Raw genomic sequence first — 25,760 nt, 5'->3', positions numbered from 1 at the left:
GATATAGACCACAACCACCGGCTTGCCCAGCTGATGAATCTCCTTGAACAGTTCCAGCTGCACACCTGAGAGGGCCAGCGAGATCCGGTCAATCCCTTCGCCGCAGTCCATATCGCTCCAGGCATGCTCCGTCACCTTTGACGCTCCGGTCTTGAGGTCAATGCTGCCTTCGCCGAAATCGCGGGCACTTGAGCCACCAAGCACCATAACCACAGTGTCAGCCTGCTCGGCGCAAGCCAAGGCGGCTTCGAAGCCTTCTCTGTCCTCGCCTTTGATCCGGCAGCCGGGGGCGTACAGCACCCGCTCCGCTCCAAGCTTGCTGCGGACCCCGTCCAACACGGTGACGATACTGGACCGCGGCTGCGGCGAGGTATAATCCCCCAGCTGATTGTACGGCGCATCGGCGTTCGGGCCGATGACCGCCACCTTGCCGGTGCTCCCGCTGCCCGCGCCCATGCTACCGTTACCCGCCAGCGGCAGCGTCCCGCCATCATTCTTCAGCAGAATGATGCTCTCCGCAGCCAGCTTCCGGGCAAGCTCCCGGTGCTTCGCGCTACCGATGAACTTCTCCGCCGCCTCCGGATCGGCGTACGGCTGCTCGAACAGGCCGAGCTTGAACTTCAGCTCCAGCACCCGCTGCACGGCACGGTCCAGGACTTCCACGGCCAGCTTGCCGCTGCGGACAGCGTTCACCAGATGCTTGACGAACATCGCGCCGGACATCTCCATATCGATCCCTGCCGTGATCGCCTGCACCGACGCATCCAAACCGTCCTCGGCGACATCATGGCCGGCGGCCAGCATTTCGATGGCACCGCAATCGGTAATCACGAGGCCGTCAAAACCCCAAGCCCCCCGGAGAATCTCCTCCAGGAGTGCGGTATTCGTCGTACAGGGCACGCCGTCAATCTCATGGTAGGCAGGCATAATGGACACCGCGCCTGCTGCCACCGCCTTCTTGAACGGTAGCAGATCCACTTCCAGCAGCTCGCGCCAGCCCATATGCACCGGACCGGCATTGCGTCCGCCCTCGGAGCTGCCGTAGCCGACAAAGTGCTTCAGTGTAGCACCCACACTTTCCGGGCTGCTCAGCGATTCTCCCTGAAGCCCCTCCACGGCGGCAACCGCCAGCTCGCTGATCAGATAGGCATCTTCGCCAAAGCATTCCTCCGTCCGGCCCCAGCGGGGATCGCGCACGACATCCAGCACAGGCGAGTAAGTTACCGTCCCCCCTTGGCTGCGGGTCTCCAGTGCCACCGCCCGGCACATCTCCCGGTACAGGTCCACATTCCACGAGCTGCCCAGGGATAGCGGAACCGGAAATACGGTCGCCCCGATGGCCATATGGCCGTGCGAGCACTCTTCCCCGATCAGGATCGGGATGCCGAGGCGTGAGTTCCCGATGGCATAACGCTGAATCGCATTCACTGCCTCCGCCCCCTGGCGCGGGGACAGCCCGCTGGCCAGGGTCACTCCGGTCCACGGATCCGCACGGAGCATGCCGTAGAGCGAGCCGATGCCCGTCTCTGCCACCTGGCGTTTGAAGTCTTCCGTAAGCGTAATTGCTCCATCTGTATGTTCATAGACTTGCCAGCCGAAGGGCTGAACCAGCTGTGCGGCCTTTTCTTCCAAGGTCATCTGTCCCAGCAGATGCTCCGCCCGTTCTTGGGGAGAGTGCTGACTAGACTTGTCACTCATAGGCTTCTCTGACCTCCCTTTCCTGGAGTTATCCTTTAACACTGCCGAGTACGAGACCCTTCACAAAATACTTTTGTAAAAATGGATAAACAAGCAGAATGGGGAGCGCTGTAAGAAAGATCTGAGCTGCCCGTCCCGTACGGTCCGACACGAATTTCAAGGTATCCGGGTCCTGCATTTTCATATTTTTCAGCGAATTGGCATCTATTGTAACGGCTTGAAGATAAGTCGCGAGCGGATAATGCTCCGGGCTTTTCATATAGATCAATCCGTCGAACCAGGAATTCCAATGGAATACCATCGTTAACAGCGCAACGGTCGCAAGCGAAGGGAGTGAAACGGGCAGATAGATGCGGAAGAGCACGGTCAAATGGTTCGCACCATCCATCAAGGCCGATTCCTCCAGTTCTTTAGGCAACCCCCTGAAAAAATTCAGGACAAGAATGACATTGAACACGTTAACGGCACCAGGGAGAACCAGGGCCCAAATCGTATCCAGTATCCCCGTCTGTTTTACTGCCAGATAGGAAGGGATTAGACCCCCGTTGAACAATATCGTAATGACGAAAATCCATGCATAAATGCTTCTCCAGGGAAATTTATCGTTTTCCTTAGAGAGCGGGTAAGCGGTAAGGACACAAATGAAAAGACTCAGCACAGAGCCGAGCACAAGCCGTTCCACTGAGTTGAACAGGGAATGCATGAATGTGCCATACTTCATCACGACTGCATAAGAGTGGAGATTGAAATCCACCGGCCAGAAGTTGACCTGACCTGCACTCACCGCGCCCGAAGAACTAAAGGAGACCGCCAGCACATTGAGCATAGGCAGGAGACAAACGATAGATAAGACGATTAGGAAGACATAATTGCAGATCATAAACAGCAGCCGGGATTTTGAACGTTTATACATATCAGGAACCCCTTTGGTTAGAAGATTCGGTAATTCGCCAGGCGATAGGCCAGATAATAGGAGCTCGAAATGAAGAATAGCGAAATCAGCGATTTGAATAGTCCGATAGCCGTAGATACGCTGTACTGGGCATCAACAATACCAATGCGGTAAATCAGTGTATCCAGCACATCTCCCGAAGAATAGGTGGCAGGTGTGTACAGGTTGAAGATCTGGTCAAAGCCTGCATTCAGCACATTGCCCAGGCTCAGTGTCCCCAGGAGAATAATAATCGGCAATATCCCCGGGAGGGTCACATTCAGCGTCTGCTTCCATCGCGAGGCACCATCCATCAGTGCGGCTTCGTACAGGGAAGGATTAATTGCGGTAAGTGCCGCCAGATAAACAATCGTATTGAAGCCAAATTCTTTCCAGATATCGGTGCCCACCAGTACAAAACGGAACCATTGATTATCCCCCAGAAAGAACACCGGATTGAACCCGAAGAAGGTAATCACCTGATTGACCACGCCGGAGGAGGGCGAAAGAATATCCTTCAGAATCCCGGCCAGAATAACCCACGAGAGGAAGTGGGGAAGATAGATCAGGGTTTGAACGCCTTTTTTGATAAAAGTGTGTACCACCTCATTGAGCAGCAGGGCAATGATGATGGGCACAATCAAATTACCAATCATTTTCATCACGGCAATCAGTACTGTATTTCGCAGTACCGGCAGAAACTCCGGCATTTTAAACACATAGGTGAAATTATCGAAGCCCACCCAGGGTGAATGGAGCATCCCCTTAAATCCTGAGAACTTCTCAAACGCTATCACAATGCCGGCCATAGGATAATAGCAGTAGACCAGCACGAGAATTAGAGCGGGAAGCAGCATCAGGTGCAGGATTGTGTGTTCTTTGAAACTTCTCAGATAGCGCATTCTCTTCGTCTCCCTCAATCCATTTATTGATATGAGGCCATTCGAATAGGCGAAGGGGAAGAATCCTCCCCCTCCGCTCACCGATATTCTTTTAATGCGAGGCTTTCCAATCATTAACTTCCTTGGTGATTTGCTCACCGCCGAGAGAGTTCCAGTCTGCTACGAACTTGTCAAAATCCTCGCCGGAGCCTTTATTCATAATGATTTTCGTGAAGACCTCCTGCTCCAGCTTATCCAGTGAGCTTTTCTTGGTTACCATCGTCGGAGTAGGCGCCCCGTAAAACTCGGATTTCAGCTGATTCGGCAAATTATCTTTTTTGATAATGGCAAAAGCGTCAAATTGGCGCATGGTGCCGTAGCCCTTGGCGATATCTCCTTTTTTGAAAGCTTCAATTGCATTGAAGGCTTCGATCTGCTCGGAATTCAGTTTGGAGGAATCTCCAGAGGTGAGCGCTGCTTCCACTGCATCGAGATTATCGGGAATATCTTTGGTCGTCGGCCAGGATTGCACGAGCGGATATTTAAAGTAGCTGACGACCGGTGTAACATTCATATTTGCTCCGAATTTGGCATTCTCGGATGTTGCTCCCCACATTTTTTCCTGGAATTCATTCAGCAGCTTCACTGCCGCCTCCGGATGCTCGTATCCTTTGCGGATAACCGTATAGGAGTTGACTGTTGGATTGACCGCTTGAACCACGGGCTTGCTGCCATCTACAGATACGATGGAATAAGGCTTCAAGTTGACCAGATCGGCATTTTTACTGACATCAATGGGCCAGAGTGAATTCCAGTTCCCGCCATACCACATGCCAAGCTTATTACCAATGATATCTTCGCCCAGCTTGCCTCCATCCTTGACAATCCATTCCTTATCGATGAGTCCGTTTTTGTACAGCTCCTGCAGCTTAAGCAGAGCTTCCTTAACTTGAGGCTGAATGCCGCCATAGACAATCTTGCCATCGCTGCCCTTCACCCACATTCCGGGATAGGCCTTAAATCCGGCAAACCAGCCACCGAGATCGGCAACATCTCCTCCAGTCATTACCGGACCCTGGGCAATGCCCAGCCCGTAGCTGTCCTTCTTGCCGTTTCCATCCGGGTCCTTGTTCACAAAGGCATCAGCGATAGCCTCCAAATCCCCGATAGTTGCGGGTTCGGCCAGTCCCAGCTTCTTCAGCCAGTCCGATCTCAGCCAGAGCACATCATTATTGGTTATGGTTCCAGCCAGATTAGGCAGCGCCATAAGCTTGCCGTCAAAAGTAGCGGAGCTGATCCCGATACCTCCGTCCTTGTTCATCAGTTCTTTGGTGAACGGCTTGGCAGATTGCTCAAAGGCTTCTGTCAAATCGGCAAGTTGACCCTCCTCTACAAGCTGCTGCAGCTGAGTGGAATTGACCTGAAACATATCGGGCAGGTTGTCTCCCGAGCCGATAATGACATTCAGTTTGTTGGTATAATCCTCTGCTTTGGCCGCGGTCCAATCCAGCTTCACCTTGATGCCAAGGGTATCGCTGAAATAACGGCTCCACACATTGTTGTTAATATCATCCCCGGAATCATATACCCAGTTGGATTCCGCCAGCTGTGCCGCTACAATCTCAATCGGAGGATCGTACTTCCCGTCTTTTTGTCCTGCAGGGGCATTGGTGCCGGCATTGGCTCCGGCAGTGCCGGCCGCTGTTTCCTGTGCCTTCGGTTCATTGTTCACTTGGGCTTCTTTGTCAGAACATCCTGACAATACCAATACCGTGGCCAGAATAAGAGCTAGACCACTGCTTCCTGTCACCTTTTTGCTCATGTTCATGTTATAGCCTCCCTAGAATTCGTCTATCTAAGTGTAAGCGGAGCTGAAAGATTGCCCGCATAGTCTTCCATGACCACGTATACAGAAGTAGCCGTGGAGGTGAAGCTCAGGCTTGCCTTGGTTGTGCGCCCCCGGATAATACGGGGTTTGCTGCCGCTGCTGTAAGTGGTGTCGAAGGATTTTGGTGTTCCGTTCTCATACACGTACAGATAACGCCAATCCCGGGTCGTAGGCATAGGCAGATTCAGTGTATTCCCGCTCCATGACCAGCTCTCGGCATAAGGAGCACAGACCACATCAATGAAATTGCCGCTTTTGGATACCGGCAGATTGCTGCCGATAGCTACAGTTACCTCATAATCATCCCCGTTCACCGGCATATTGCTGAAGGTAGCCGAGGTCGTTCCTTGGGCAACAGTGGTTTGAGCCGAGACAGCCGCCGGAGTCGTGATTTGATTCAACGATTTAACGGTTACCTTGATCGAGCCTGCTACCCCGGCCGGATTCGTCCAGGATACGGTCAAATTACCATTGGACTGTGAGCTTGCGTTCAGATTTGAAACTGCATTATTCAGGTTGTAGTCGAGGGTTGCAGCTGTTCCTTCATTACCGTCAGCACCTACAGGAACAACCTTGATGGTGCCCGACTGGGCAGGTAATTTTTTAATATAGAACATACTGTCATATTTGCCGCCCATAAAAATGTCATTAACATACACGTTATACTGCTTGACCTGGGCATAGTTGGTGTTCATATCCCAGTTGAGCACCATTTCTCCGGTACCCGGATAAGCAGAAGCGATGGCAAGTCCGGTTGGAGCTGCTGGTGAAACTGCTGATCCGTCATACACACGGAGCTGGCCGACGTTCATCTGATAATTGGCAACAGCGGCGGAGCCAGGGTTATAGACAAGGCCGAGCGCAGCGATTTTTTGGCCTGCATAAGCGCTCAAATTGAGCTCAGCAGTGGTCCAGCCAGTGGTCTTGTTGCCGCTGCCGGGAACAGCGATTTTGACAACAGTAGTCGGATTGGCTGCCGTCACAAGCCCGATATACATCGTGGAGGTGTCATTATTGGAAGGCTTATTGTAGGTAACAGATACCTTGGAATTGGCATTTACGCTAAGGTCGGTCTTATACAAACGGAGAAAATTCTCCGCATTCAGATTTCCTTTGACCACAAGTGAACTGCCGCCTTTGTAGCCTCCGATTTGCTGATAGCTGAACCGGGTTGTGCCGGTAAGGTCATAGGAAGGGCCATAGTCAAAATCAACAGCGAGCCGGTTGCCGGTTGTATCCTGCCACCACTCCCAGGTCACCGGAATGTCCTGCAAGCTCATGTTAGACCATTCTGCAGTATTGGAGACCGCTCCGTTCACATAGTAAGACAGCCCGTGTCCCGTATTGAAGCTGGTGCTGAAGTTGTTCCCTCCGATTACCGAGCGTTCGGCAATAACCGAGGCTACACCCGGCCAATTACGGTTATCTGCGTAAACGTCAGTAACTGTATTGGTGGATGATGGTGTTGTGTTCTTCGGATTAACATTGGGACCGGACCACCACAGCTGCTCGCGCAAGGTCGTCATCCACTGATATTTATTCTCTGACCGGTGGCTGACCGGATAAGACAATCCCATATCCTCATCCAGGCCGGAATGTACGAAATCTGCCCCGAGTGTAGACAGGCTGACTCTGGGCACGCCTCCGCTCAGCTTGCTGCTCAGCTGCGAACTGTTCGTGGTACTCCAGCGGTTAGCACCCGCTTCAATCCCTGCGAATCCATTCTTCAGAATGTTATAGCTGGTGCCATTGGCGGTATTGAAGCTGTTAAGATAATTGATTGCATTGGTAATCTGTGTGCCGGTCATCCCGTAATCGAAGAAAAAAGAATTGGATACCTGCTTCCCGCCGTTATACAGGAAGGAAATATTATTGGCATTGAAGGTGCGGGCGAATGTATTGGCACCTGTACTGGTATTGACCGAATCATCCCACTGCACATAAAGTCCGGCGTCCTGAAGAACTTTCATAAATGCGATGTAATTCGGAATATCGGCGACGGCGATATCAGGATTCAGCTCTTCCTGGTTGATGAAGAATCCGTCAAACCCATAGTATTGGGCCATTTCAATCAGCTTGAGGGCTACCGTGAACTGGCCGCTGGCATTCTTAACGAGCATCTGCTTATACGTTTGCTGACCGCGGTCATTGTTGGAGAAGAAGATGCCTGCCAGGGAGAGAACCCCATTCTTGTGCGCGGCATCTGTATAGGTTGGGTTCGGGATGTTCAGCATCCCGAACTCGAACCACTTCTCCTGCCAGTTGGACTGCGCTAGGCTGTCGTAATAAGAAGGAGGGGTATATGCGGTGGCTGTTCCATGCCAGTAAGAGTAATAATCGGTGTACTGCCAGAAGTTGAAATGGTATTGGGCAAACTTGTTAGTATAGGGGGCATTTTCAATGAAAGCATTCCCATAATCCCCGGCAATGGTGCCCATTTGCACACTAGGATTCAGCGTCTGATTCGCTTGTGTTGCCGTAAAAGGGGCGATCCGGGTCTGCAGTGGCACGCGGGACCGGAGCAGTGCAGAATCGGGGTCCGTTTGCGGGGTCCAGTTCGCAATTTGACTGCTGGTATAGCCATGTACACTAGGCTGGTTGGCTCCGTGAGCGCTTTCACCAGTGAACGGCCAGGTGTCGCCGGCACTCACTGTTGTTGCCCCTAGCAGCACTAAGGCTATCACAGCTGGAAGCAAAGAGGCCCTCTTTCTTTTTCCCGTCCATGCGTTTCTACTCAATGTCATCACCCATTTCTATAATAATGGTGTTGCCAAAATAACCATAGCATGGGGGAAATAGACCTCTCTACTATTCAATTTACAGATGAACTGTCTTATTTACAGTTTGGGCTTTTCGCGGTATTCACTTGGTGTCATTCCTACTGTTTTCTTGAAAAAACGGTAAAAATACCCTTCCGATATAAAGCCTACCGCTTGGGATACCTCCTGAACACGCAAGTCACTCTCTTGCAGCAGCAGCTTCGCTTTATTCAGACGCAGCTCTGTTATGTAATCCAGCAGACCAGTCTTTGTGGTCTGCTTGTACAATCGGGAGAGATAATAGGGATGATGGTTGAAGACCATGCCCAGTCTGGTCATGGATAAATCCTCCGCTAAATGACTGCTGATATAGTGCTCCAGTTTCTCAACAATGTCATTCTCCTGATTCGTACTTTGAAGGGTCCGGCAAGCAAACAACACATCGGCCAGTTGAATAAAGTAAGCTTTGTATTCATTCCAATCCCTCTCTGCCCCTATACGGAAGAGCAGATCCAGGTCAAGCTGCCTGGCAATCTCCTGCCAGATCCCCCAACGGTTAATGGCTGACAAATACATCCCGCCGAGTGATAATGCAACCTCCAGCCGGATCATCTCTTCATTTCCGTCCGCCCGCACCGGCAGCCCGAGAATATGTCCGAGCAGATCGTAGAACTCTCCCCGCTCCCCATTCTCCAGATGCTCTTGCAATTTATGTATTTGAAAGGAAATTGCCGGTGCATGTCTTGGAATACTCTCTCCGGGAGCGGGATGGACGGCATCCGTAGTCTCGAGCAGAATCGCCTCCTCCTTGATGCCGAGCCCTCGGTTCAGCAGCAGCTTCAGCGATTCGAAAGGCTCCTGCAGTGCGTCCCATTCGTGAAAAGAGTTGCCCACTGCAAAGGAAAGTGTAATATTCAGCAATTGATTGCAAGTCGCCTGAATATCCTCCAGCGAGTGCTGGAGGAACAACAGAGAACGCCGCCACAGCTTGTCCTCATCCGTAAGACTCTCGTCCTCTCTGGGTTGAACGAACCAGATCATCCGTGATGTTTCATAGGGGTAAGAGTAGCACGACAAGAACGGATGGAGATATTCTGCGGCGATATTCTGGATGGAATAGATGATCAGTGCCCGGTCAGACGGGGCGGATATTCCCCGCCAATGATCGATACGTGTGAGGAACAGCAGCACCGGAGACTGGCTGTCCAGATGAATCTGGAGATGCTCGAACTGTTTCACACGCTGGGTCAGTGCAACCGGGTCCCCTTGCAGCAGACGATTCATCAGTTCTTTGCCCATATACGGCAGTGTGGTACGAAACTGCTCCCTGGAGCGCTCGATCAAGCTCTGGAAGCGGACCGCTTCCTGCTGCTGCTGGAGTGCAGCTATGACTGCTGCCCCAATAACCTCATATCCTTCGGTCTTCAGAATATAATTACCGGCCCCTCCGCGCATAGCCTGCTGGATCAGCTGAAAATCATCATAGCCAGAGAGAAAAATCATACGGCAATGCGGCCATCGCTGTGATACCTGCTGTTGCAGCTCCAGCCCGCTCATTCCCGGCATACGGATATCGGACAGCACAATATCCATCTTGGTCTCTTCCAGCAGCCGGAGCGCTTCCTTACCGGAATGCGTACCATACACCTCCAGCGCTTCCAGCTTCAGATCCAGAAAATACCCAACCAGCCCGTCCACAATAATCTTCTCATTGTCTACAATCAATAACTTACTCATGAAATCCTCCTTCTATAGCAGGGTTAGAGCGGGATGCGCAGCGTTACACAGAGCCCTCCCGATTGACCTATTGCAAGCTCCAGACCGTAGGCTTGCCCATATCTGAGCTGCAGGCGGCGGTGTACATTGAACATTCCGGTTGTTTCCCCCGAATAAGCGATCGTGTGCAGCCGATGGTTCAGCTCCTCAATCATTTCCCGATTCAGATGTCCGCTGTTATCCTCTACCCGAATCATCAGCAGTTTCTCATGCTGCTCCACTTCAATTAGCAGCAGCCCAGGTCCCTCCATCTTCTCCAGTCCATGCAGATACGCATTCTCTACCAGTGGCTGCAGGATGAGCCGGGGAACCCGGACAATCCGGCAAGCCTCCGGTATTTCACCCCAGCGGATCTGAATATCCGGGAATCTTAAGGACTGGATGCCAGCGTAAGCCTGGGTATGCATCATTTCATTCTCCAGTGATACCTCGTCCTCGCCGGTACGGGTGATATAACGAAAGTAATTGCCCATGTGAAGCACCAGCCGCTCCGCACTGTCTTTATCTTCCTGCCGGATTAGCGTCAGTAGAATGAAGAGACTGTTATATAAAAAATGAGGGTTGATCTGGGACTGGAGCTGCTTCAATTCTGCATGCTGAGAGCGTGTCTGCTGCTCCGATACCTCCCCGATCAGGGTGCCGATCCGGCTTACCATCGTATTGAACTGCTGAAATACATCCTGAAATTCATCATTGTAACGGTGCTGCAGGCGGAGCTCCAGATTCCCTTCTCCCACCTGTGCCAGAGAGTTGACCAGCCGCCGCATCGGTTTATGGATAAGCAGAAAGATTCCATAGGAAAATATGTAAACAATCAGAATAGAGACCAGCGTAATGACCCAATACCAGCTCTGATACTGCTTCAACACACCTAATGCTTCCGCTTCCGGCACATAATGGACAAGCGTGAGGCCAAGAGACTCCGATTGCTCATAATAAATCAGATACATTTTATGGTCCATTTCAATCCGGCCCATTCCGCTTGCCGTCTGACGGTCCTCCTGTCCGGATACAAATTGGCGGATCGATTGGGTGATGGATTCATCGTTCGTATCCCCTATGACCCACTGTTCAGGTTCATTTAAGAGAATGGAGCCTGCATTTTTCTTGCCTGACATTTGTGCCATGGACTGCTGCAATAGCGGTATAGACAGCTCTACCTCTATCATAAACATCATGTCATTTCCTGTAGTCGGATACAGCATTCCAAGAATCAGACGATTATTCACAAAAGTAAACGGAGATTGCGTCCGCTTGTCTTTACCGGCTATCACTCTGATCTCATCATCGGGGATGGTGCTGCTGAAGCTTGTTGTCCAAATCGTACGGCCGAGACTGGGGAAATAGATACGGATATCCTTGATATACGGACTCGAGCTTTTGAGAATGGAGAGCTTGTTCTCAATTCGTAATATGGTCAGGCCCCGTTCATAATCGTCCATCGAATCGGGAATGACCCCCGCCTTGAGGAAATCACCGTCGCTGCTGATATATTCCCGCTCCAGGCGGAGAATCCGGTTGATCTCCGTTTCCAGCGAGCTGAGATAAAAATGCACATTGGAGGCGCTGGATTGCAGAATTTCATTCTGCACCTTGTTTACACTCGAATGGTTCATCATCAGACTGAGCGTTTGAATGGGGATAAGCACAACCAGGAAGGAGATGATGATTTTGGGCAGAATGGTTAAGCGTTGTCCGAATAAATTGAAAGAAACAGGCTTCATAGACAGGCTCCTTAAATACTCAAGTGGACGGAAACATCTCGATGGAATGATTATAGGCCTGTCCGTTTGAAAATACATCCGTTTGCCTGCAAATAATTGTCTGTTAGAATTCACTAAACAGCCAGCCGCCGGAAATTTTACCCGCGGCTGGCTGTTCTCTATTAAAGGATAACGTGTGTATGAGCTCTACTTACAGCTTCCAAATGCGGTACACAATGACTGCCGCTTCAGCGCGGGTGAGCGAATCGCCCGGAGCAAGCTTGCCGTTCTTGCCGTTCACGATTCCGTATTTCACCAGGGATGCAAGGCTCTCTTTGGCATAATCAGAAATTTGGTCTGCATCCGAATACGCACTCAGTGTTCCGCTGCCGCTGGCCTTCTTACCGGCTGCCGCCAGAGCGCGGACAGCGATCACCATCATATCCTGGCGGGAAATCACATGATCCGGTTGGAAGGTGTTATCTTCATAGCCGGAGACGATGCCCAGTTGCTTCGCGACAGCTAGTTCTTTGCTGTAATAAGCGTCCCCCTGGACATCGCTGAATGCGGCTTGATCCTGGCCTGCGCCGTTCAGCTCAAGGGCTCTCACAAGAAGTGCGATGAAGTCTCCCCGCTGCATAAAAGCAGCTGGCGAGAAGCTGCTCCGGGAGGTGCCTTGGATAATATCACGGGCTGCCATGGCAGACACTGCCTGCTGTGCCCAAGGCACGTTCCCCAAATCTTCAAATCCTAGAGACATATACGCTGCCGCATAAATACCAACTTGGGCAGTCTGGAAAATAAGTGCTCCGCTTCCTGTGTCATATCGGCCATTAGGGATCGGGGTCACGCTGCCGTTGTCAGCGAGGTGCAGGGCCACTAGCGAATCTGAATGGCTAAGCTGCTCCGCCGTTGGCATGTAGGGAATAGATACCTTAACAGGCGCATTCGGATTGCTCCATGCCATAACCTGGCCGCCAGCAAGCACGCTCAGTTCGATCACCGGACCGCTGCCCATCCGGTCACGGGCTGCCGCTGCCAGATGGTCTTTGGAGCCTTCTTTTACTCGGATGGACACGTATTCCATATTTTCGGTCATGTTGGTCAGCATGTTGCTTGGAATCTCAAGGATTGCTTGGTCAGTCTTCAGTAAAAGAACGAAGTTTTCCGTACCCTTTAAATGTTGGGCCGGCAATTGCACTTCATACGATAGGGCGTTGGCCTGTTTCGGCAGTTCGATGATGACCTGTTTCTTGCCGTTTGCTGACGGAGCGGCTTGTTCAAGCGCTGTGTTCAGGTCGGTGCCCGAAACTGCCGCCTTGGCCCCTCCGCCATCAGTCTTCACTTCGGGTTTGATTGTAACCACGCCGTCCTTGCCCACAACACTTCCTGGCTGTGGAGTAAATCCGCTAACACTGCCGTTGCCGGTAACGACGGGAGCCGCCGGTGTAGGGGTTGCCGTTGATGTTGGTGTTGCAGTTGCAGTTGCAGTTGCAGTTGCAGTTGCAGTTGCAGTTGCCGTTGGTGTCACTGTCGGTTCTGAACCGGCGGGTTTACCGGATAGGGTCAATACGCCGTACACAGAGGTATCCTGATAGCCGTTTCCGGTCGTATCATTCCATGCGGCAACACTTTGTCGGGCACCGTCTTTGGCGTCATTAATCTGTATGTCAAATCCCAGCTTATTGTTATTGCCGGCTGTTATTTTTTTAAAGGGAATCTTCATTTCAACCGTGTAGTTGGTTCCTGTAATCCGGGTGGCCGATTGGAAGCCTTCAGCGATGCTTGCCGGATTGAAGGAAGTTTCGTTGTCAAAATTAACCCTGAATTGTCCGTCATCGTCCTGGTAGAACGTTGTTTTCCCGTTGTTTTCGTCCAGGAACATTTCGACGGAATCCTGTTCCCATACGTTTGCACTGCTTTTATCGAGCTGGGCATCGCTAACCTCGATGAGCACATACAGATTCTGATCATCCCACAGGGTTCTCGCCACACCACTTGCACCCTGCCAAGCCATCTGGTACCGGTTAACCTGCATTTGGGCCGCATTGCTCCAGACCGCATCAACCGTCCCGTCCACAGCAGGTGTGGCATAATTCGCGGTGGACTGGTAGGCATCCGTGGGATCAGGCTGATGCTCAACCATATACTTTGCAGGATCAATGACGCCATAGTACGCCGGTTTAGCCTGCAGGTTCTTGTCGAACAGAAGCGGGTTGGACGCGGCCCTCCAGCTCGTATGATCATCCAGTCCCCAGAAGGTCACGCGCTTGATATGGGCTGCATGAGCTCTGAAAATATCCATCAGCTGTGCGTACAGATAACCCTGGGCATCCGCCAGCTTATCAGTAAGCTGATTGTTGCTGCCAGCCTGAATGTCCAGCTCAGTAATACTAACTTCGACGCCCAGGGAGATAAACTTTTCCAAGGTCAATTTCACGTTCTCCGGGTTCGTGTTCACATTGTAGTGCGCCTGCATGCCGATGCCGTCGATCAGGAGCTTTCCCGGATGGGTAAGCGCATACTTTTCGTTGAGGGATTTAACCATATTGTAAATGGCCTGTGCTTTCTTCTGGTTATCTTCGTTGTAGTCGTTGTAGTACAGCTTAATATCCCAACCGGGATGTTCGTCCAGCACTTCTCTCGCTGCGAGGAAAGCCTGCTCCAAATAGTCTGGTCCAATGGCATTGTACCAAGGAGATTGACGGAGGGACCCTTCCCAATCGGAGGGATTCGCCGGGTTATCGTTCATCGCTTCATTGACGACATCCCAGGAAATTACCTTGTCACCAAAGTGCTCCATGACAGTTCGGATATGGTTCTTCAAGTTAACGAGTGCTTCATCCCGTCCCAAGGAAATGGTATTCCCTGCTCCATCCTTTACCGTATTCATCCATTCCGGAGACTGCTGATGCCATACCAGTACATGTCCATGCATCTGCATCCCTTCAGCCAGAACCTTAGCTACCATTGCATCCGCTGCCTCAAAGGTAAACTTCCCCTTCACCTGCTGCAGCGCATCCGGTTTCATGGCATTGCCAGCAGTAGCGACATTGTGGTGCATTTTTAGAAGCTCAAGCCGGACGCCTTCGAGATCCTCACTTGTGATAGCATTGCCGATCAGAAAATCGTCTTGGTACACATTTTTAATGGGGATGAGGTCCTTCTGTATGGCAATAGGGCCAGTGCCGGTTTTCTCAAAGCTGATGTCATCGATATAAAAAGACGCGGTTGCATGATTTGAGCTTTCGATATAAAGGGTCAAATATTCGCCGCCTACACTGTTATAGCGGTAGCTTCCCTCAAACTTAACCCAGCCGTCGCTGGTGCTGATGGTTTTGGGTGCAAGAGCCACATAATTCGCGCTGCTTCCACTGCCGGTCTGCGTAGACAGCTGGAGCTGGGAGCTTGCGGGATCAATCAGCTTGACCCAGGCCGATATGGTATATTCGCTTCCCTTGTCTACATATTTTTCCACACGCAATGAAGGCCCGTTCCAGGTAGCGGATCTGTTCTCTACCTTCAAAGCATAAGAACCATTCCGGGTATGGTTCTCCTCCCCTGTGACGGTCAGCTTCTCCGTCCCGGCTCTGCCTTCAAAACCGCCCGGGGTCTGGTCTTCAAAGGTAATGGTATTGAAAGGCAGCGCCGGGTCTCTAGGCGGCTCTTCTCCACCGTCCGTAGCTCCCTTCCCGGTAATAAGGAGGTCTCCGATGTAGAACGGAACCGCAGCCCCGGCTGCATTGGAGTTCACGCGCAAGACTTGATCTTTGGTTGTATCTACGGTGAATTCCTTAGTCAAAATAACGGCTGTACCAACTACATAAGGCACTTCTGCATAATTACCGTAGCTGCTTACGGTTTGGAGCGCCACATTGGCACCATCCGGCAGATTTACACCCGCATCAACATAAACGGCAGCGGTCACCGTGTAGGTTTTTCCGTTCTCTAGTCCAAGGCTGCTGAATTTGAAATCAGCCGCATCCCAGTTATTCGCCCTGTTGCTTACGTATAACGCTGCTCCGTCCGCATTGCCGGCAAAACCTTTACCGGTGACAGCCGTCAGGCTTGCAGCACCCGACTGAACGGCTCCGCCTGCACCTCCTGCAAAGGTTTCATGATAAACCGTAGTGGTCTCTTCATGTTGCAGAGTTTCAGCTTTCACTACCGGAGCAAGCCCGCCAAACGGAATCAGCAGGATCACCGCCAGGAAGACCGGGAAGATCTGTTTGAACATTTTGATCATGTTTGCACTCCTCTAAACAGATTTTGTTAAAGCGCTTACAACAATAAAAAAGCCGCCCCCCTTTCTCAACCCAAATCGTAGCATAATCCAATTAGTGCGTCTTACTCCAAATTAAAGATTGTGTCGTGGTTTTCTTAGTTCATTCAGGAACCCGGGGCTGGTCCGCTTGAATAAACCGATGCGGTTATGCCGGACAGGTAAATCAAGTCATTGGTACAGTCTTTCTAAGCAGAAAAAAGCCCCCCTTCCCAGAGGGGGAGGGGAGGCTGCAGGTTATGATCAAACATTTATAAACCCTCTGTATTCACTACATACACCCGCGCCAGGGTAGGGAATCCGCGGAACTCCTTGAACACTATTTTCAAGCGGTCTGCGCGCGTCTCCGGTAGGCGGATGATTTTTTTATAGCCAATAATGGTTCCTGCCGCCACCTTGATCCATTCCCCCTGAACTTCGCACCAGAGCTCAAACCCTTCTACCCGTTGTCCCTCCATGATCTGTTCCTGCAGAATGACACTGTTCATATCAACAGCTTCCGGGAATGCGATTTCGACCCATGGCTCCCGGTCATCTTCCGCCGGCTTCCAGAATATACCGTCCTCATTATCCGTCAGCCGAGCCGCTGTATCTGCAGAGCTTGACGCGGTAACCGTAGCCTGCTGCATTAGAGAAACATCTTCCAGCCGGGCAATTCTATTACCCAAATCCGCCAGTGCTTTCCGGTCCGTTTCCACGATCTCACCCTCTTTATTCGGGGGAATGTTGAGCAGGAAGGTTGCATTGCCTCCCACGGCATTCAGATAAATATCATACAGCTCTCCGCCGCTTCGGACCTGGCCATCTTCCTCTTCATGATAGAACCAGCCGGGCCGGATGGAGGTATTGACCTCTGCCGGATACCACACCCAGTCCTCGCCCTCATAAGCAGCCATAGCTGCACGGCTTCCTAAATCCTCATCCATCGAATTCAAAGAACGCGAGAACCCGCCGTCATCGGCCTGCTGGGATTTCTCCGCAATCTTTTCTGCATCCTGGAGCCGCTTGGGCACAACACTCCATTCTTCTTGTCTTGTATGTCCCGCTTCATTGCCCACCCAGCGGATATCCGGGCCGCAGACGCTAATCACACACTCCGGCTGAAGCCTGCGGATCGTCTCATAGTAACGGTCCCAGTCATAATATTGCTTTTTGCCGCTGGGTCCCTCACCGTTCGCCCCGTCCAGCCAGACGCACCCGATTTCCCCGTAATTCGTCAGCAGCTCGGTCAACTGATGCACATAGAAATCGTCATAGGCTCTGCCTTCGCCATAGGTTTGCTCTGTCCTGTCCCATGGAGACAGGTAGACTCCGAACAGCAGCCCCTGCTCCCTGCATGCTTCTGACAGGTCCTTGACCAGATCTCCCTTGCCATCCCTCCACGGTGTGCGGGCTACGGTATGCACTGTATACCGGCTGGGCCAAAGGCAGAACCCATCATGATGCTTGCAGGTCAGAATGACCGCCTTCATTCCTGCATTTTTCAGCACCGAGGCCCATTGCCCGGCATCCAATTTGGACGGATTGAACACACTGATATCCTCATGTCCCTCGCCCCATTCCATGCCCAGCATCGTATTGACGCCGAAGTGAATAAACCCGTAGAACTCCAGCTTCTGCCACTTCAGCTGCCTGCCGGACGGCTTCACACCAAAAATTTCTGTCTGGTTCATCTGTGCGGTCCTCCTTGCTCTTCAACATGTGTTTTGAACTAAAATCCTTCATTTCGGGTATGGGCCGTAACTGCGGTGATGTTTGGACTTCCGGCCGCTGTTATGTTTGGATTTCCTGATTTAAACCGTTGTCCACGGTAGAAATCCAAACATAGCCTATGCTTACGATGCCAGCTTTCCTACGGAAAGCTCTCAGGCGGACGCTACCGCTCCTACAGTTCCAAAATCCCCTCCGTTACTTTTACCTTTTTGTATTTTTCTAGTTCGCTTTGTATCATTTTGCTTCGCTTCTTAAAATCCCCTCCACAGGATGCCGCCCGCTTCTAGCTGTACTTCCGAGGTGTTCCCCTCTCCATCATAGACAGTGGTGGATTGGGGTTCATGCGAATTGTTGACGATGGCATACGTACTGCTCTCCGGATATGCGTGTACCTCGCAGGACGGATTATCCGCGTACCATATCTCTAAATCCGCTTCTTTGCCGGCAGCATAATACAGGCTTCTCATCAGCAGTCTGCTGTTCTGAGGAGTATAAGGCAATCCGGCGATGTACACCGCTCTGCCCTCACCCGCCTGATTGGCCGCCAGATGGATTTCACCATGGGAATACTCCAGAATGCTTACACGGTCATGCAGCGCATACACATTCTTCATGCTCTCGCCAAAGCTAAATTCCGTAATACTGTCCGTGATAAAATGCCCTTCAGTCAGCTTGCTGAAATACTTATCTGTGGACAGACTGAAGCCCAGTTCTTTATCCACCCCAAAGCAATCGGCCAGTTGAAAGAACCGGCCGTGATGAGAAACCGCAGAAGGCTCCCCGACCCCAATCAATCCGCCGCCGCCGTAGACCCATTCTCTGAGCAGCTCTACTAAACGGGAATTCTTCCAGACCTCCCCGCCGGAAAACGCCGTATGGACATCACCCGCATTAATAATCACATCAATGGAAGGGTCAATCCCCTTGCTTAACACATCCTCGAAGCTGATAAACTGCACATCGACATTCATTCCGCTCAGCGATTCAAGGATTCCATAATAGGAATAGGCTTGTTTGGAGTACAAGCTGTGCGCCACCGTAAAAGCCTGCCATGTACGCAAGGCTCCCCAGCAGTTCAGCACGGCTACCTTTAAACCGGTATATGGCTGGGTCAGAAGGATATGCTCGTGAATCTCTCTGAACTCATCCGTGATTTTCTCCACGTAATCTACAAAAGCTGGAAATGTATAAGCCAGACTCAGGTAACCGCCATAGCCCATCCGGTCAATCGGCTTGCGGAGAATCGCCCGGCGGGCCGTGAGCCAGTTGTCCCGGGCTTCGGCGACAGGATCATTGCCATCATAGAATACATCCGGGAAAAAGTAAGGCAGAAAACGTCCCTCGGTGTATTTTACATGGGGAATATCGGAAATCATCCGCAGCGTCGTGCCATCGCCTACACTGCCGACAACCGCATCCAGGCCGGTGGTTTCAAAATACGGACCATAAGGCTCCACGCCGATCCATTGGTCCCCCAGAAACATAATTGCTTCTTTGCCGCTCTGATGCACCAGATCCACCAGCTTTTTCGTCTCGGTAGAAACAAAAGCAGAAACAAAATCAACATACTCTAAGTACGATGGAGAGGGCACTCTGAAAGAGGAATTGTAATATCCCTGATCCACAAAATCCTCTGCAGTCAGCGCATAACCCTTCTCCTTGCGAAAATCCTCGAGCATCGCCACAGAGACGCTTGCCCCATAGCCGAACCAATCCACGAATTTCTCCTTGCCATACTGGTTGAACACGAGACTGAATTGATAAAAGAAAGTAGTGAACCGGACCACATCCACCTCCGGGTTATCCTGAAGCCACTGCTTCATGGTGTCATAGATAAAAGCGTTGGAGTGGGGCTGCTTCACATCGAACGGAATTTCATGCGGCTTGTCGCCCCAGTTATTGGTGATGTGATTGTACATCTGAACCGGGTCCCATTGGATATAAGCCAGAAAAGAGACTGTATACTCATGCCATGGCGTGGTTTTTAGAACGACTACCTTATTATCCTGCTCCAGAACCTGCCAATTCTCCACCGGTACAAGCTCCCCGGAGGTTCTGTCGTAGACTTGCCAATACCGTTTGGGATCATGAATATAGTCCACATCCAGCTGTTCGCTGTAATAGGATTGGAGCAAATCAATCACAAGCTCATCCGCCCGAGCCAGCGTGAAATCCGACATCAGGTAGATTTGCGGACACTCTTCCATATGCTGTCCAATGAACTCGTTATGGCCTCTGGTCGGAAAGTAGGCGGTATAGATTGTGGCATCCAGCGATTTGATTTCAGCATCCAGTTTGGTTCCGTCACTGTCCCGGATAGCGTCCGCACCCCAGCGCAACATCATTTCCTTGGTCTCTTCGACAAATCCCTCTTCACTTGGCAGGGTTACCCTTCCTTTGGGTTTGGTCATTCGTGTCTCTCCTTATTATTAAGAATGTTTCAAAAAGGCTAAGCTGTGACTGCGGGGAATGTCTGGACTTCCGGCCGCTGTTATGTTCCCCTCAGGCACTTCTGCCTTTATGTAGTGCTTAAATACACCTTGAAACCACATACAACTTCAAGGCGCTGTAATCGCGTCATAATTGCCTTGCTCAAGCCTCACGTCGCTCCCGCGGAATTGCTGCTCCAGGTAGCCCTCAAATTTCAGGCTTAACGCTTCCGCCTTTAATTGGCTTTCCACTTCCTGTATGGGTACTGCATAATTCTCCGTTTTATCCACCAGTTTGACGATAGAATAGCTGTCGCCCATGTCCGCTACGGTGGACCAGTTGCCCTTCTTAAGTGTCAGGGCAGTTTGAATAATCATGGCTTCCGGGGATAGCGGATGGGTCTGGCTGTCCACAACCGCCGAGTTCTTGAGCAGGCGGAACCCCTTATGACTTTGCACGACTAGTTCTGAAGCTGCCCCTTTATTCAGCTGTCCAAGGGCAGCCTGCATGGCTTGTAATGCACTGTTTTTATCCGCTTCCCCGGAATAAGGAAGAGACAGCTCCTCAATCTCCAGCCGGGTCCGGTTCTGATAATCCTTGGCATGCGCCTGGTAGGCCTGCTTAATCTCTTCTCCGGTTACTTGTAATTCCGTCTTGCCCATTAGCTCTTCCAGTTCAAGCTTCAGATTGCTGAGAGTATAGAAATAATACTGGCTGAGATCATATTGTCCCAAACCAAAAACAGCCTTGTTATCGCTGATATCCTGCTCACGCTGCTTGTTGCCGTCAGCCCAATCCTTCATTAATTGCCCGAATCCGCTATACTCCACCAGCCCTTTGGCCTGTGCAAGAGTTTGCAGGAGTTTGCCTTTGGCCGCTTCATCCGCAGCGAGGCTCTTCAGCCTGTCGATGGGCCGTTCCCCGCCAAATTCGGTGGTCCAGTAGTCCACTTGGTCCGCTGCGTTATGCTGTATGCTGAACTCATTGGTAACGGCGCCTTTTTCCTTATCCATATACAGTTGGAACTCCTGCCGGGTCACAGGCTCTCCATTCACATACAGAATGATCGTGCCTGATCCGGGCTGAGCCGCTTCGGCTGACTCCGAATTCGAAGGAGGCAGCTTCACGAAGCCTATAAGTATCAATCCTGCAAGAACCGTGCAGCCCAACCCCCATATGAAGGCTTTGCGCTGGATATCCCTTTTCATGAATACTCTCATTACCGCTTCCTCCCGCCGCATGACTTGTCAAGCCGTTCATACCGGTATAGCAGGGCGATTGCCCTTTTTACCAGATAACTGAGGTGGAATTTCTCCACTTCAATCCGCTGAGTGACCTCCCCAGGTATTGTCATCTGGAAAAACTCCACTTATTTCCCCGCAAAATCACCGAATGGATGGAAATGGAGAGAATCAAGTCTACTTTTTCCACCTAATCACCAAAAAACCGGTGAAATTTGCGAATTAGGTTTCCTTTTTCCACTTCAATCGCAAGGGTTTGCCATGACCGGTACAGCCTGAAGCCTCAGCCCTTCACCCCGCCCAGCATCATGCCAGCGGTCAGTTTCTTTTGCAGCAGCACATAGACCAGAATGGTCGGCGCCAGAACGATCACCAGACCTGCGAACAAGGAGCCCCAGTCCGTAGCATACTGCTGAATCTGCATCAGATTGGACAGGCCTACAGGAATGGTTTTCTTCGCGTCATCACTGATAAAGGTCATGGCCATTACATATTCATTCCAGAAGTCAAAAAAGCTGAACACAATCAAGGTGATAATCCCGGGCCGGGCCATCGGCACAATAATACGGAACATGGTGCTGAAGTAGCCGCAGCCATCAATCATTGCCGCTTCTTCGTAGTCGTGGGGAATAGATTTCATGAAGCTGGTTAGCAGAAAAATAGAGAAAGGAAGACTCCCGGTTGCATACACCGCACTCAGCCAAAAGCGGCTGTCCAGCATATGCAGACTGTTCATCAGGATAAACAGCGGAACAATGACATACACGCCCCCGATAAATAAACCGGCAATATAAAAATTATTGAAGAAGGACCGTCCGCGGAATTGCATTCTCCCCAGCACATAGGCTGAAGGTACAGCGGAGATCAGCAGAATCGTCATGGACAGAACAACAACCAGTACCGAATTCAGCATGTAGTCCCCGATCCGGGCACTTGTAAAGGCATGGGCATAGTTGATCCATTCAATGCCCTCGGGCAGCTTCCAGGGATTATCCATAATTTCCGCATTCGTTTTGAACGATGCCATCACGTTCCACAGCAGCGGATAGACTACCGCAATGGTCTGAACAATGAGCAGCAGGCGGAGAAGAGTTGAGCCGATAGTGCCGCCAAGAGTTTTTTTGGGACGGTGCAGCGTCTGCTGAGCAGCCATAGTTAGTGTGATCCCCTTTCAGTCAGCCTGTTGCTAATTAGCGCCAGAATCATGGAAATAATGAAGATAAACACGCCGATTGCCATCGCATAACCAAAGTTTGAATTTGCGAAGGCCTGGGAATACAGATAAGTCATAACCACCTCAGAATGATGGTCCGGTCCGCCCGCAGTCATGACTGATACTATGACAAAGCTGATGCTGAGCACACCGTTAATGCTGAAAATAATCGTCACCCGGATAATCTCCCAGAGCATCGGAATGGTAATATGAAAAAATTGCTGTATGCGCGTTGCACCGTCCAGCTCTGCCGCCTCGTACAGGTCGGGTGAGATGCCGTCGATTCCAGCCATGTAGATGACCATATAATAACCTGCCGCCTGCCAGATCAGCGTAACCGCCAGCGCCCACAGTACAACACGCTGGTCTCCGAGCCAGGGCAGTGCCCATTTGCCGAGTCCGACGGTCTCCAGTCCCGAATTCAGAAATCCCATCGTCGGATGGTAGATAAAGGACCACAGAATGGCAATGACCACAAACGATAAAATACTCGGGAAGAAAAACACCGTGCGGTACAGGTTGCGCTCCTTCAGCTTGGATTTCGTCAGAATGGAAGCATTCACCAAGGCGATCAGCAGGGTAATTACAGGTACGACCAGCATGAGCAGCCCGGTATTCTTGAGGGACAGCAGGAAGGTATCGTCCTGAAACATATCTACATAGTTCTTCATCCCGATGAATTTCGGCTTATCGCTAAGCCCGGTCCATAAATAGAATGATTTGTGAAAAATCTGCACGGTCGGGTACACCTTGAACAACAGAAACAGGGCCAGCCCCGGCAGCAGGCATAAGGCAATAAACAGGCTTCTCCTAGTCTTCATTGTCATCATATGATGTAACCTCCGCTGCATCAGTCCTGGATAGCCTCTTTGCTCGAGTCATGTAATGTTGCAGCCCCTTTCTTCTGGATGCTCTTATTATAGGTTTGAACGCCTTTCCGCCAAATGAACAAAAAGAAGGATGTTCATGGATGATTTTAAGCTCTAAGGCAGTTCTTAAAATTGTACAGGTTTGCGGTGTAAAGGAAGGGCTGCCCCCGGTCCATCCATGACGAACCTGAGACAACCCCTGTGCATGATTAGTTGTAGAGTCCGATTTCCGCCAGCTGTAAATGCGGTTCTCCGTTGTTAGCAGTTATATTCAAGCGATAGTAGGCATAAGCAGTCGTATTGCTGAACGTATAAGTCTTCTTCAGGAACCGGCTTGCAAATGCTTCATTGGTTCTGGTATCCAGCGTGGTCCAGCTTGAGCCGTTATTCGATCCCTGCAAAGTCCAGTTCTTAGGGTCACGGCCTGGAACATCATTGGCTGAAGTAATGGAATAGGAGGTGACCGTCTGGGTTACCCCTGCTGCGAATCTATACTGAATCCACCCGGCATTCGTGGTGATCAGCCATTTGGTGGAAGCGTTACTGTCGAACGCCTTCTCCTTTTCCTCCCCGGAAGGGCTGCTCGTGGAGCTCGCGGTAACCGTTCCTCCTATGGTTACGGAGACCGGCTCTGTTGATCCGCCAGTCACCGCAGATTCGAAGACGCCGATATCAGGTGCGGAGCCGCTATACAGCGTATTGCCGTAGAAATCCTTAGTGCCCAATTGAGGCACATTCAGCCCGGCATTGATGAGCGGTGAGGTATCCTGCAGCTTGTACCCGTTCCAGACGGTGGCACCGCTTGTGTAGCCGTTCGAACCGGCAGTTGGCGCTTGTCCGGGGTTCAGCATCTGCGGAGGCATGATGACTTTGGCCGCATCATTTGGCTCACCGGCTGCGTGGCTGCCATTTGCGACGTAGAAGGCATTGTTTCTGAAGACTGCCGTTCCGTACGCGCTAGGACTGCTTGGCCAGAAGCTGGAGGAAGGCTTGTTCTTATCGTAAAAGACATTGTTGTAGAAATAATAAGGGACACTTTTGAAATAAGTCGAAGCCAGATTGGCATTGGAACTGGTAAATCGGGTCACTGCCCCGTCGTAAATAAACACATTATTCAGGAAATACGTGGCTGAGGTATCCACATCGAACCACCCGAATTTGATCAGGTAGGCTGCATTATCGTCACTGATGTTGTAGCGGGCGATATTGTTGCTGCTTCTGCCAAGGTAAGACATCCATCCCATCGGATTGTTGTGTGTGTAATTGAACTGGTAGACAATATCCGCATTCGGGGAGTCAAAATCAAAAGCGGTACCATCCCCGTTGTTCGCTCCCGTCGTTGTCGGCCCTCCATACACCTCGTTGTTCTGGAAGATCACGTTATGGGATTTCCAAGGGTATATCCCGGCGCTCTCCGCATTGTACCGGCGGGACCAGCCATCGACCACGTTGTATTCTACAACAGCATCCTTGGCATCACAGATGTCAATAGCTCCCTGGCCGATATTCCGCATATAGTTATGGCCAATGTAGATGTTGGTCTGCCACAGATTATACGTATCCACCTCATCCTGAAAGGCCGACGGCGTGGTGTAGTTGAAATTGGCGATTGCCAGCAAATCCACCTTTTCAATCGTATTATTTTCGATCCGGACATCATTAAAGGTCATATTCTGCTTCAGTGAACCAATAACGTAGAACATGATTCCACCGTTAAAGGAAGCATTGCCGTATTGATTGGGCCATACGTTGGGACTGTCGACATCATGCACATAATTATCATGAATATAGATATGGTCCATAATTGTGTCGCCTCCGGCAGGAACCTGATCGGTATCCAGCACAACCAGTATTCCGTCACGGATATTCGAAGGCTTGCTGTTCAAATAGCTCACCGCCGTCAGATCGGTACTAAAATTATCATCATTTGTGACCTCCAGGCTGCTGATCTCCCAGTATTGCTGATTCCTCAGCATTACAGCCCCTGTAGACTGATAGTCGCGTTGGGTACCTCCCCCGTTGATAATCGGGCGTACTGTACCTCCATACAGGTCAATTTTAATCGGCAGCCCTGCACTTCCAGATCCTTTGGGCCAGAGCTGTCCATTCCATACCCCGCCGGATTTGAACAGGAGCTGATCTCCCGGCTGAAACGTTGTCGCATTTACTTTGGAGAGTGATTTCCAGGCTGTGGCCGCAGAGGTTCCGGCCGATGAATCATTTCCGCTTGCAGAATCGACATAGTAGGTGGTTCCGGCAGCGTCAGCGGTTTGAACCGGCCCCAGTGTGAATGCAAAGGATGAAAGTAAAATAAGCGATAATACCAGCGAATAAACCTTTTTCACTTTTGATTCCTCCTTATTCTAATGATCCCAT

At 51.0% G+C, this 25,760-nt stretch carries 15 protein-coding genes; all 15 read right to left on the bottom strand.

From position 1 onward, the window contains the following. A partial coding sequence (locus ACTJKB_RS24065; protein WP_440836881.1) for a glycoside hydrolase family 3 protein occupies positions 1 to 1,698 on the bottom strand: 1,698 nt, incomplete at its 3' end. A 28-nt stretch (positions 1,699 to 1,726) separates the two neighbouring features. Then, positions 1,727 to 2,611 (bottom strand): carbohydrate ABC transporter permease, encoded by an 885-nt coding sequence (locus ACTJKB_RS24060; RefSeq protein ID WP_440836880.1) that lies wholly within the window; start codon positions 2,609 to 2,611, stop codon positions 1,727 to 1,729. A gap of 17 nt (positions 2,612 to 2,628) precedes the next feature. Next, positions 2,629 to 3,531, bottom strand: coding sequence for an ABC transporter permease (locus tag ACTJKB_RS24055; protein ID WP_440836879.1), 903 nt, complete (start codon positions 3,529 to 3,531; stop codon positions 2,629 to 2,631). Between the two features lie 91 nt (positions 3,532 to 3,622). Then, positions 3,623 to 5,338: an extracellular solute-binding protein gene (locus tag ACTJKB_RS24050; RefSeq protein ID WP_440836878.1), complete on the bottom strand. Its 1,716-nt coding sequence runs from the start codon at positions 5,336 to 5,338 to the stop codon at positions 3,623 to 3,625. Between the two features lie 23 nt (positions 5,339 to 5,361). After that, on the bottom strand, positions 5,362 to 8,082 hold the full coding sequence (locus ACTJKB_RS24045; protein WP_440836877.1) for an endo-beta-N-acetylglucosaminidase: 2,721 nt from the start codon (positions 8,080 to 8,082) through the stop codon (positions 5,362 to 5,364). Positions 8,083 to 8,235: 153 nt separating this feature from the next. Next, positions 8,236 to 9,894: a response regulator gene (locus ACTJKB_RS24040; protein ID WP_440836876.1), complete on the bottom strand. Its 1,659-nt coding sequence runs from the start codon at positions 9,892 to 9,894 to the stop codon at positions 8,236 to 8,238. 23 nt (positions 9,895 to 9,917) lie between these two features. After that, the gene (locus ACTJKB_RS24035) at positions 9,918 to 11,657 is read right to left on the bottom strand and encodes a sensor histidine kinase (RefSeq protein WP_440836875.1); all 1,740 of its coding nucleotides are present in this window, start codon (positions 11,655 to 11,657) and stop codon (positions 9,918 to 9,920) included. 190 nt (positions 11,658 to 11,847) lie between these two features. Further along, positions 11,848 to 15,882 (bottom strand): endo-1,4-beta-xylanase, encoded by a 4,035-nt coding sequence (locus ACTJKB_RS24030; RefSeq protein ID WP_440836874.1) that lies wholly within the window; start codon positions 15,880 to 15,882, stop codon positions 11,848 to 11,850. Positions 15,883 to 16,169: 287 nt separating this feature from the next. Next, positions 16,170 to 17,591 (bottom strand): alpha-L-fucosidase, encoded by a 1,422-nt coding sequence (locus tag ACTJKB_RS24025; protein WP_440836873.1) that lies wholly within the window; start codon positions 17,589 to 17,591, stop codon positions 16,170 to 16,172. 291 nt (positions 17,592 to 17,882) lie between these two features. Then, a complete protein-coding gene (gene gnpA / locus ACTJKB_RS24020; RefSeq protein WP_440836872.1) occupies positions 17,883 to 20,042 on the bottom strand; it encodes a 1,3-beta-galactosyl-N-acetylhexosamine phosphorylase in 2,160 nt (719 codons plus the stop codon). Positions 20,043 to 20,189: 147 nt separating this feature from the next. Continuing rightward, complete coding sequence (locus ACTJKB_RS24015) at positions 20,190 to 21,281, bottom strand: peptidyl-prolyl cis-trans isomerase (RefSeq protein ID WP_440836871.1); 1,092 nt, start codon at positions 21,279 to 21,281, stop codon at positions 20,190 to 20,192. After that, positions 21,281 to 21,415 carry a hypothetical protein gene (locus ACTJKB_RS24010; RefSeq protein WP_440836870.1) on the bottom strand — a complete coding sequence of 45 codons (135 nt, stop codon included), beginning with the start codon at positions 21,413 to 21,415 and terminating at the stop codon, positions 21,281 to 21,283. Before ACTJKB_RS24010 ends, ACTJKB_RS24015 begins: the two co-directional genes overlap by 1 nt. 170 nt (positions 21,416 to 21,585) lie before the next feature. Next, a complete protein-coding gene (locus tag ACTJKB_RS24005; protein ID WP_440836869.1) occupies positions 21,586 to 22,455 on the bottom strand; it encodes a carbohydrate ABC transporter permease in 870 nt (289 codons plus the stop codon). A 2-nt stretch (positions 22,456 to 22,457) separates the two neighbouring features. Further along, a complete protein-coding gene (locus ACTJKB_RS24000; protein WP_440836868.1) occupies positions 22,458 to 23,336 on the bottom strand; it encodes a carbohydrate ABC transporter permease in 879 nt (292 codons plus the stop codon). Between the two features lie 257 nt (positions 23,337 to 23,593). Then, positions 23,594 to 25,729 carry a discoidin domain-containing protein gene (locus ACTJKB_RS23995; protein ID WP_440836867.1) on the bottom strand — a complete coding sequence of 712 codons (2,136 nt, stop codon included), beginning with the start codon at positions 25,727 to 25,729 and terminating at the stop codon, positions 23,594 to 23,596. Between the last annotated feature and the right edge of the window lie 31 nt (positions 25,730 to 25,760).

This window comes from Paenibacillus sp. 22594, assembly GCF_052044425.1.
Lineage (GTDB): Bacteria > Bacillota > Bacilli > Paenibacillales > Paenibacillaceae > Paenibacillus_AQ.
The sequence above is the reverse complement of the archived record's forward strand: the minus strand, read 5'-3'. Positions and strand labels throughout refer to the sequence as shown.

Excerpts from the sequence above, each read along its gene's own strand:
- ACTJKB_RS24055 (WP_440836879.1), bottom strand. The coding sequence starts at position 3,531 with ATGCGCTATCTGAGAAGTTTCAAAGAACACACAATCCTGCACCTGATG.
- gnpA (WP_440836872.1), bottom strand. The coding sequence starts at position 20,042 with ATGACCAAACCCAAAGGAAGGGTAACCCTGCCAAGTGAAGAGGGATTT.
- ACTJKB_RS24050 (WP_440836878.1), bottom strand. The coding sequence starts at position 5,338 with ATGAACATGAGCAAAAAGGTGACAGGAAGCAGTGGTCTAGCTCTTATT.
- ACTJKB_RS24025 (WP_440836873.1), bottom strand. The coding sequence starts at position 17,591 with ATGAACCAGACAGAAATTTTTGGTGTGAAGCCGTCCGGCAGGCAGCTG.
- ACTJKB_RS24035 (WP_440836875.1), bottom strand. The coding sequence starts at position 11,657 with ATGAAGCCTGTTTCTTTCAATTTATTCGGACAACGCTTAACCATTCTG.
- ACTJKB_RS24040 (WP_440836876.1), bottom strand. The coding sequence starts at position 9,894 with ATGAGTAAGTTATTGATTGTAGACAATGAGAAGATTATTGTGGACGGG.
- ACTJKB_RS24000 (WP_440836868.1), bottom strand. The coding sequence starts at position 23,336 with ATGAAGACTAGGAGAAGCCTGTTTATTGCCTTATGCCTGCTGCCGGGG.
- ACTJKB_RS24060 (WP_440836880.1), bottom strand. The coding sequence starts at position 2,611 with ATGTATAAACGTTCAAAATCCCGGCTGCTGTTTATGATCTGCAATTAT.
- ACTJKB_RS24010 (WP_440836870.1), bottom strand. The coding sequence starts at position 21,415 with ATGACAATACCTGGGGAGGTCACTCAGCGGATTGAAGTGGAGAAATTC.
- ACTJKB_RS24005 (WP_440836869.1), bottom strand. The coding sequence starts at position 22,455 with ATGGCTGCTCAGCAGACGCTGCACCGTCCCAAAAAAACTCTTGGCGGC.
- ACTJKB_RS24030 (WP_440836874.1), bottom strand. The coding sequence starts at position 15,882 with ATGATCAAAATGTTCAAACAGATCTTCCCGGTCTTCCTGGCGGTGATC.
- ACTJKB_RS24015 (WP_440836871.1), bottom strand. The coding sequence starts at position 21,281 with ATGAGAGTATTCATGAAAAGGGATATCCAGCGCAAAGCCTTCATATGG.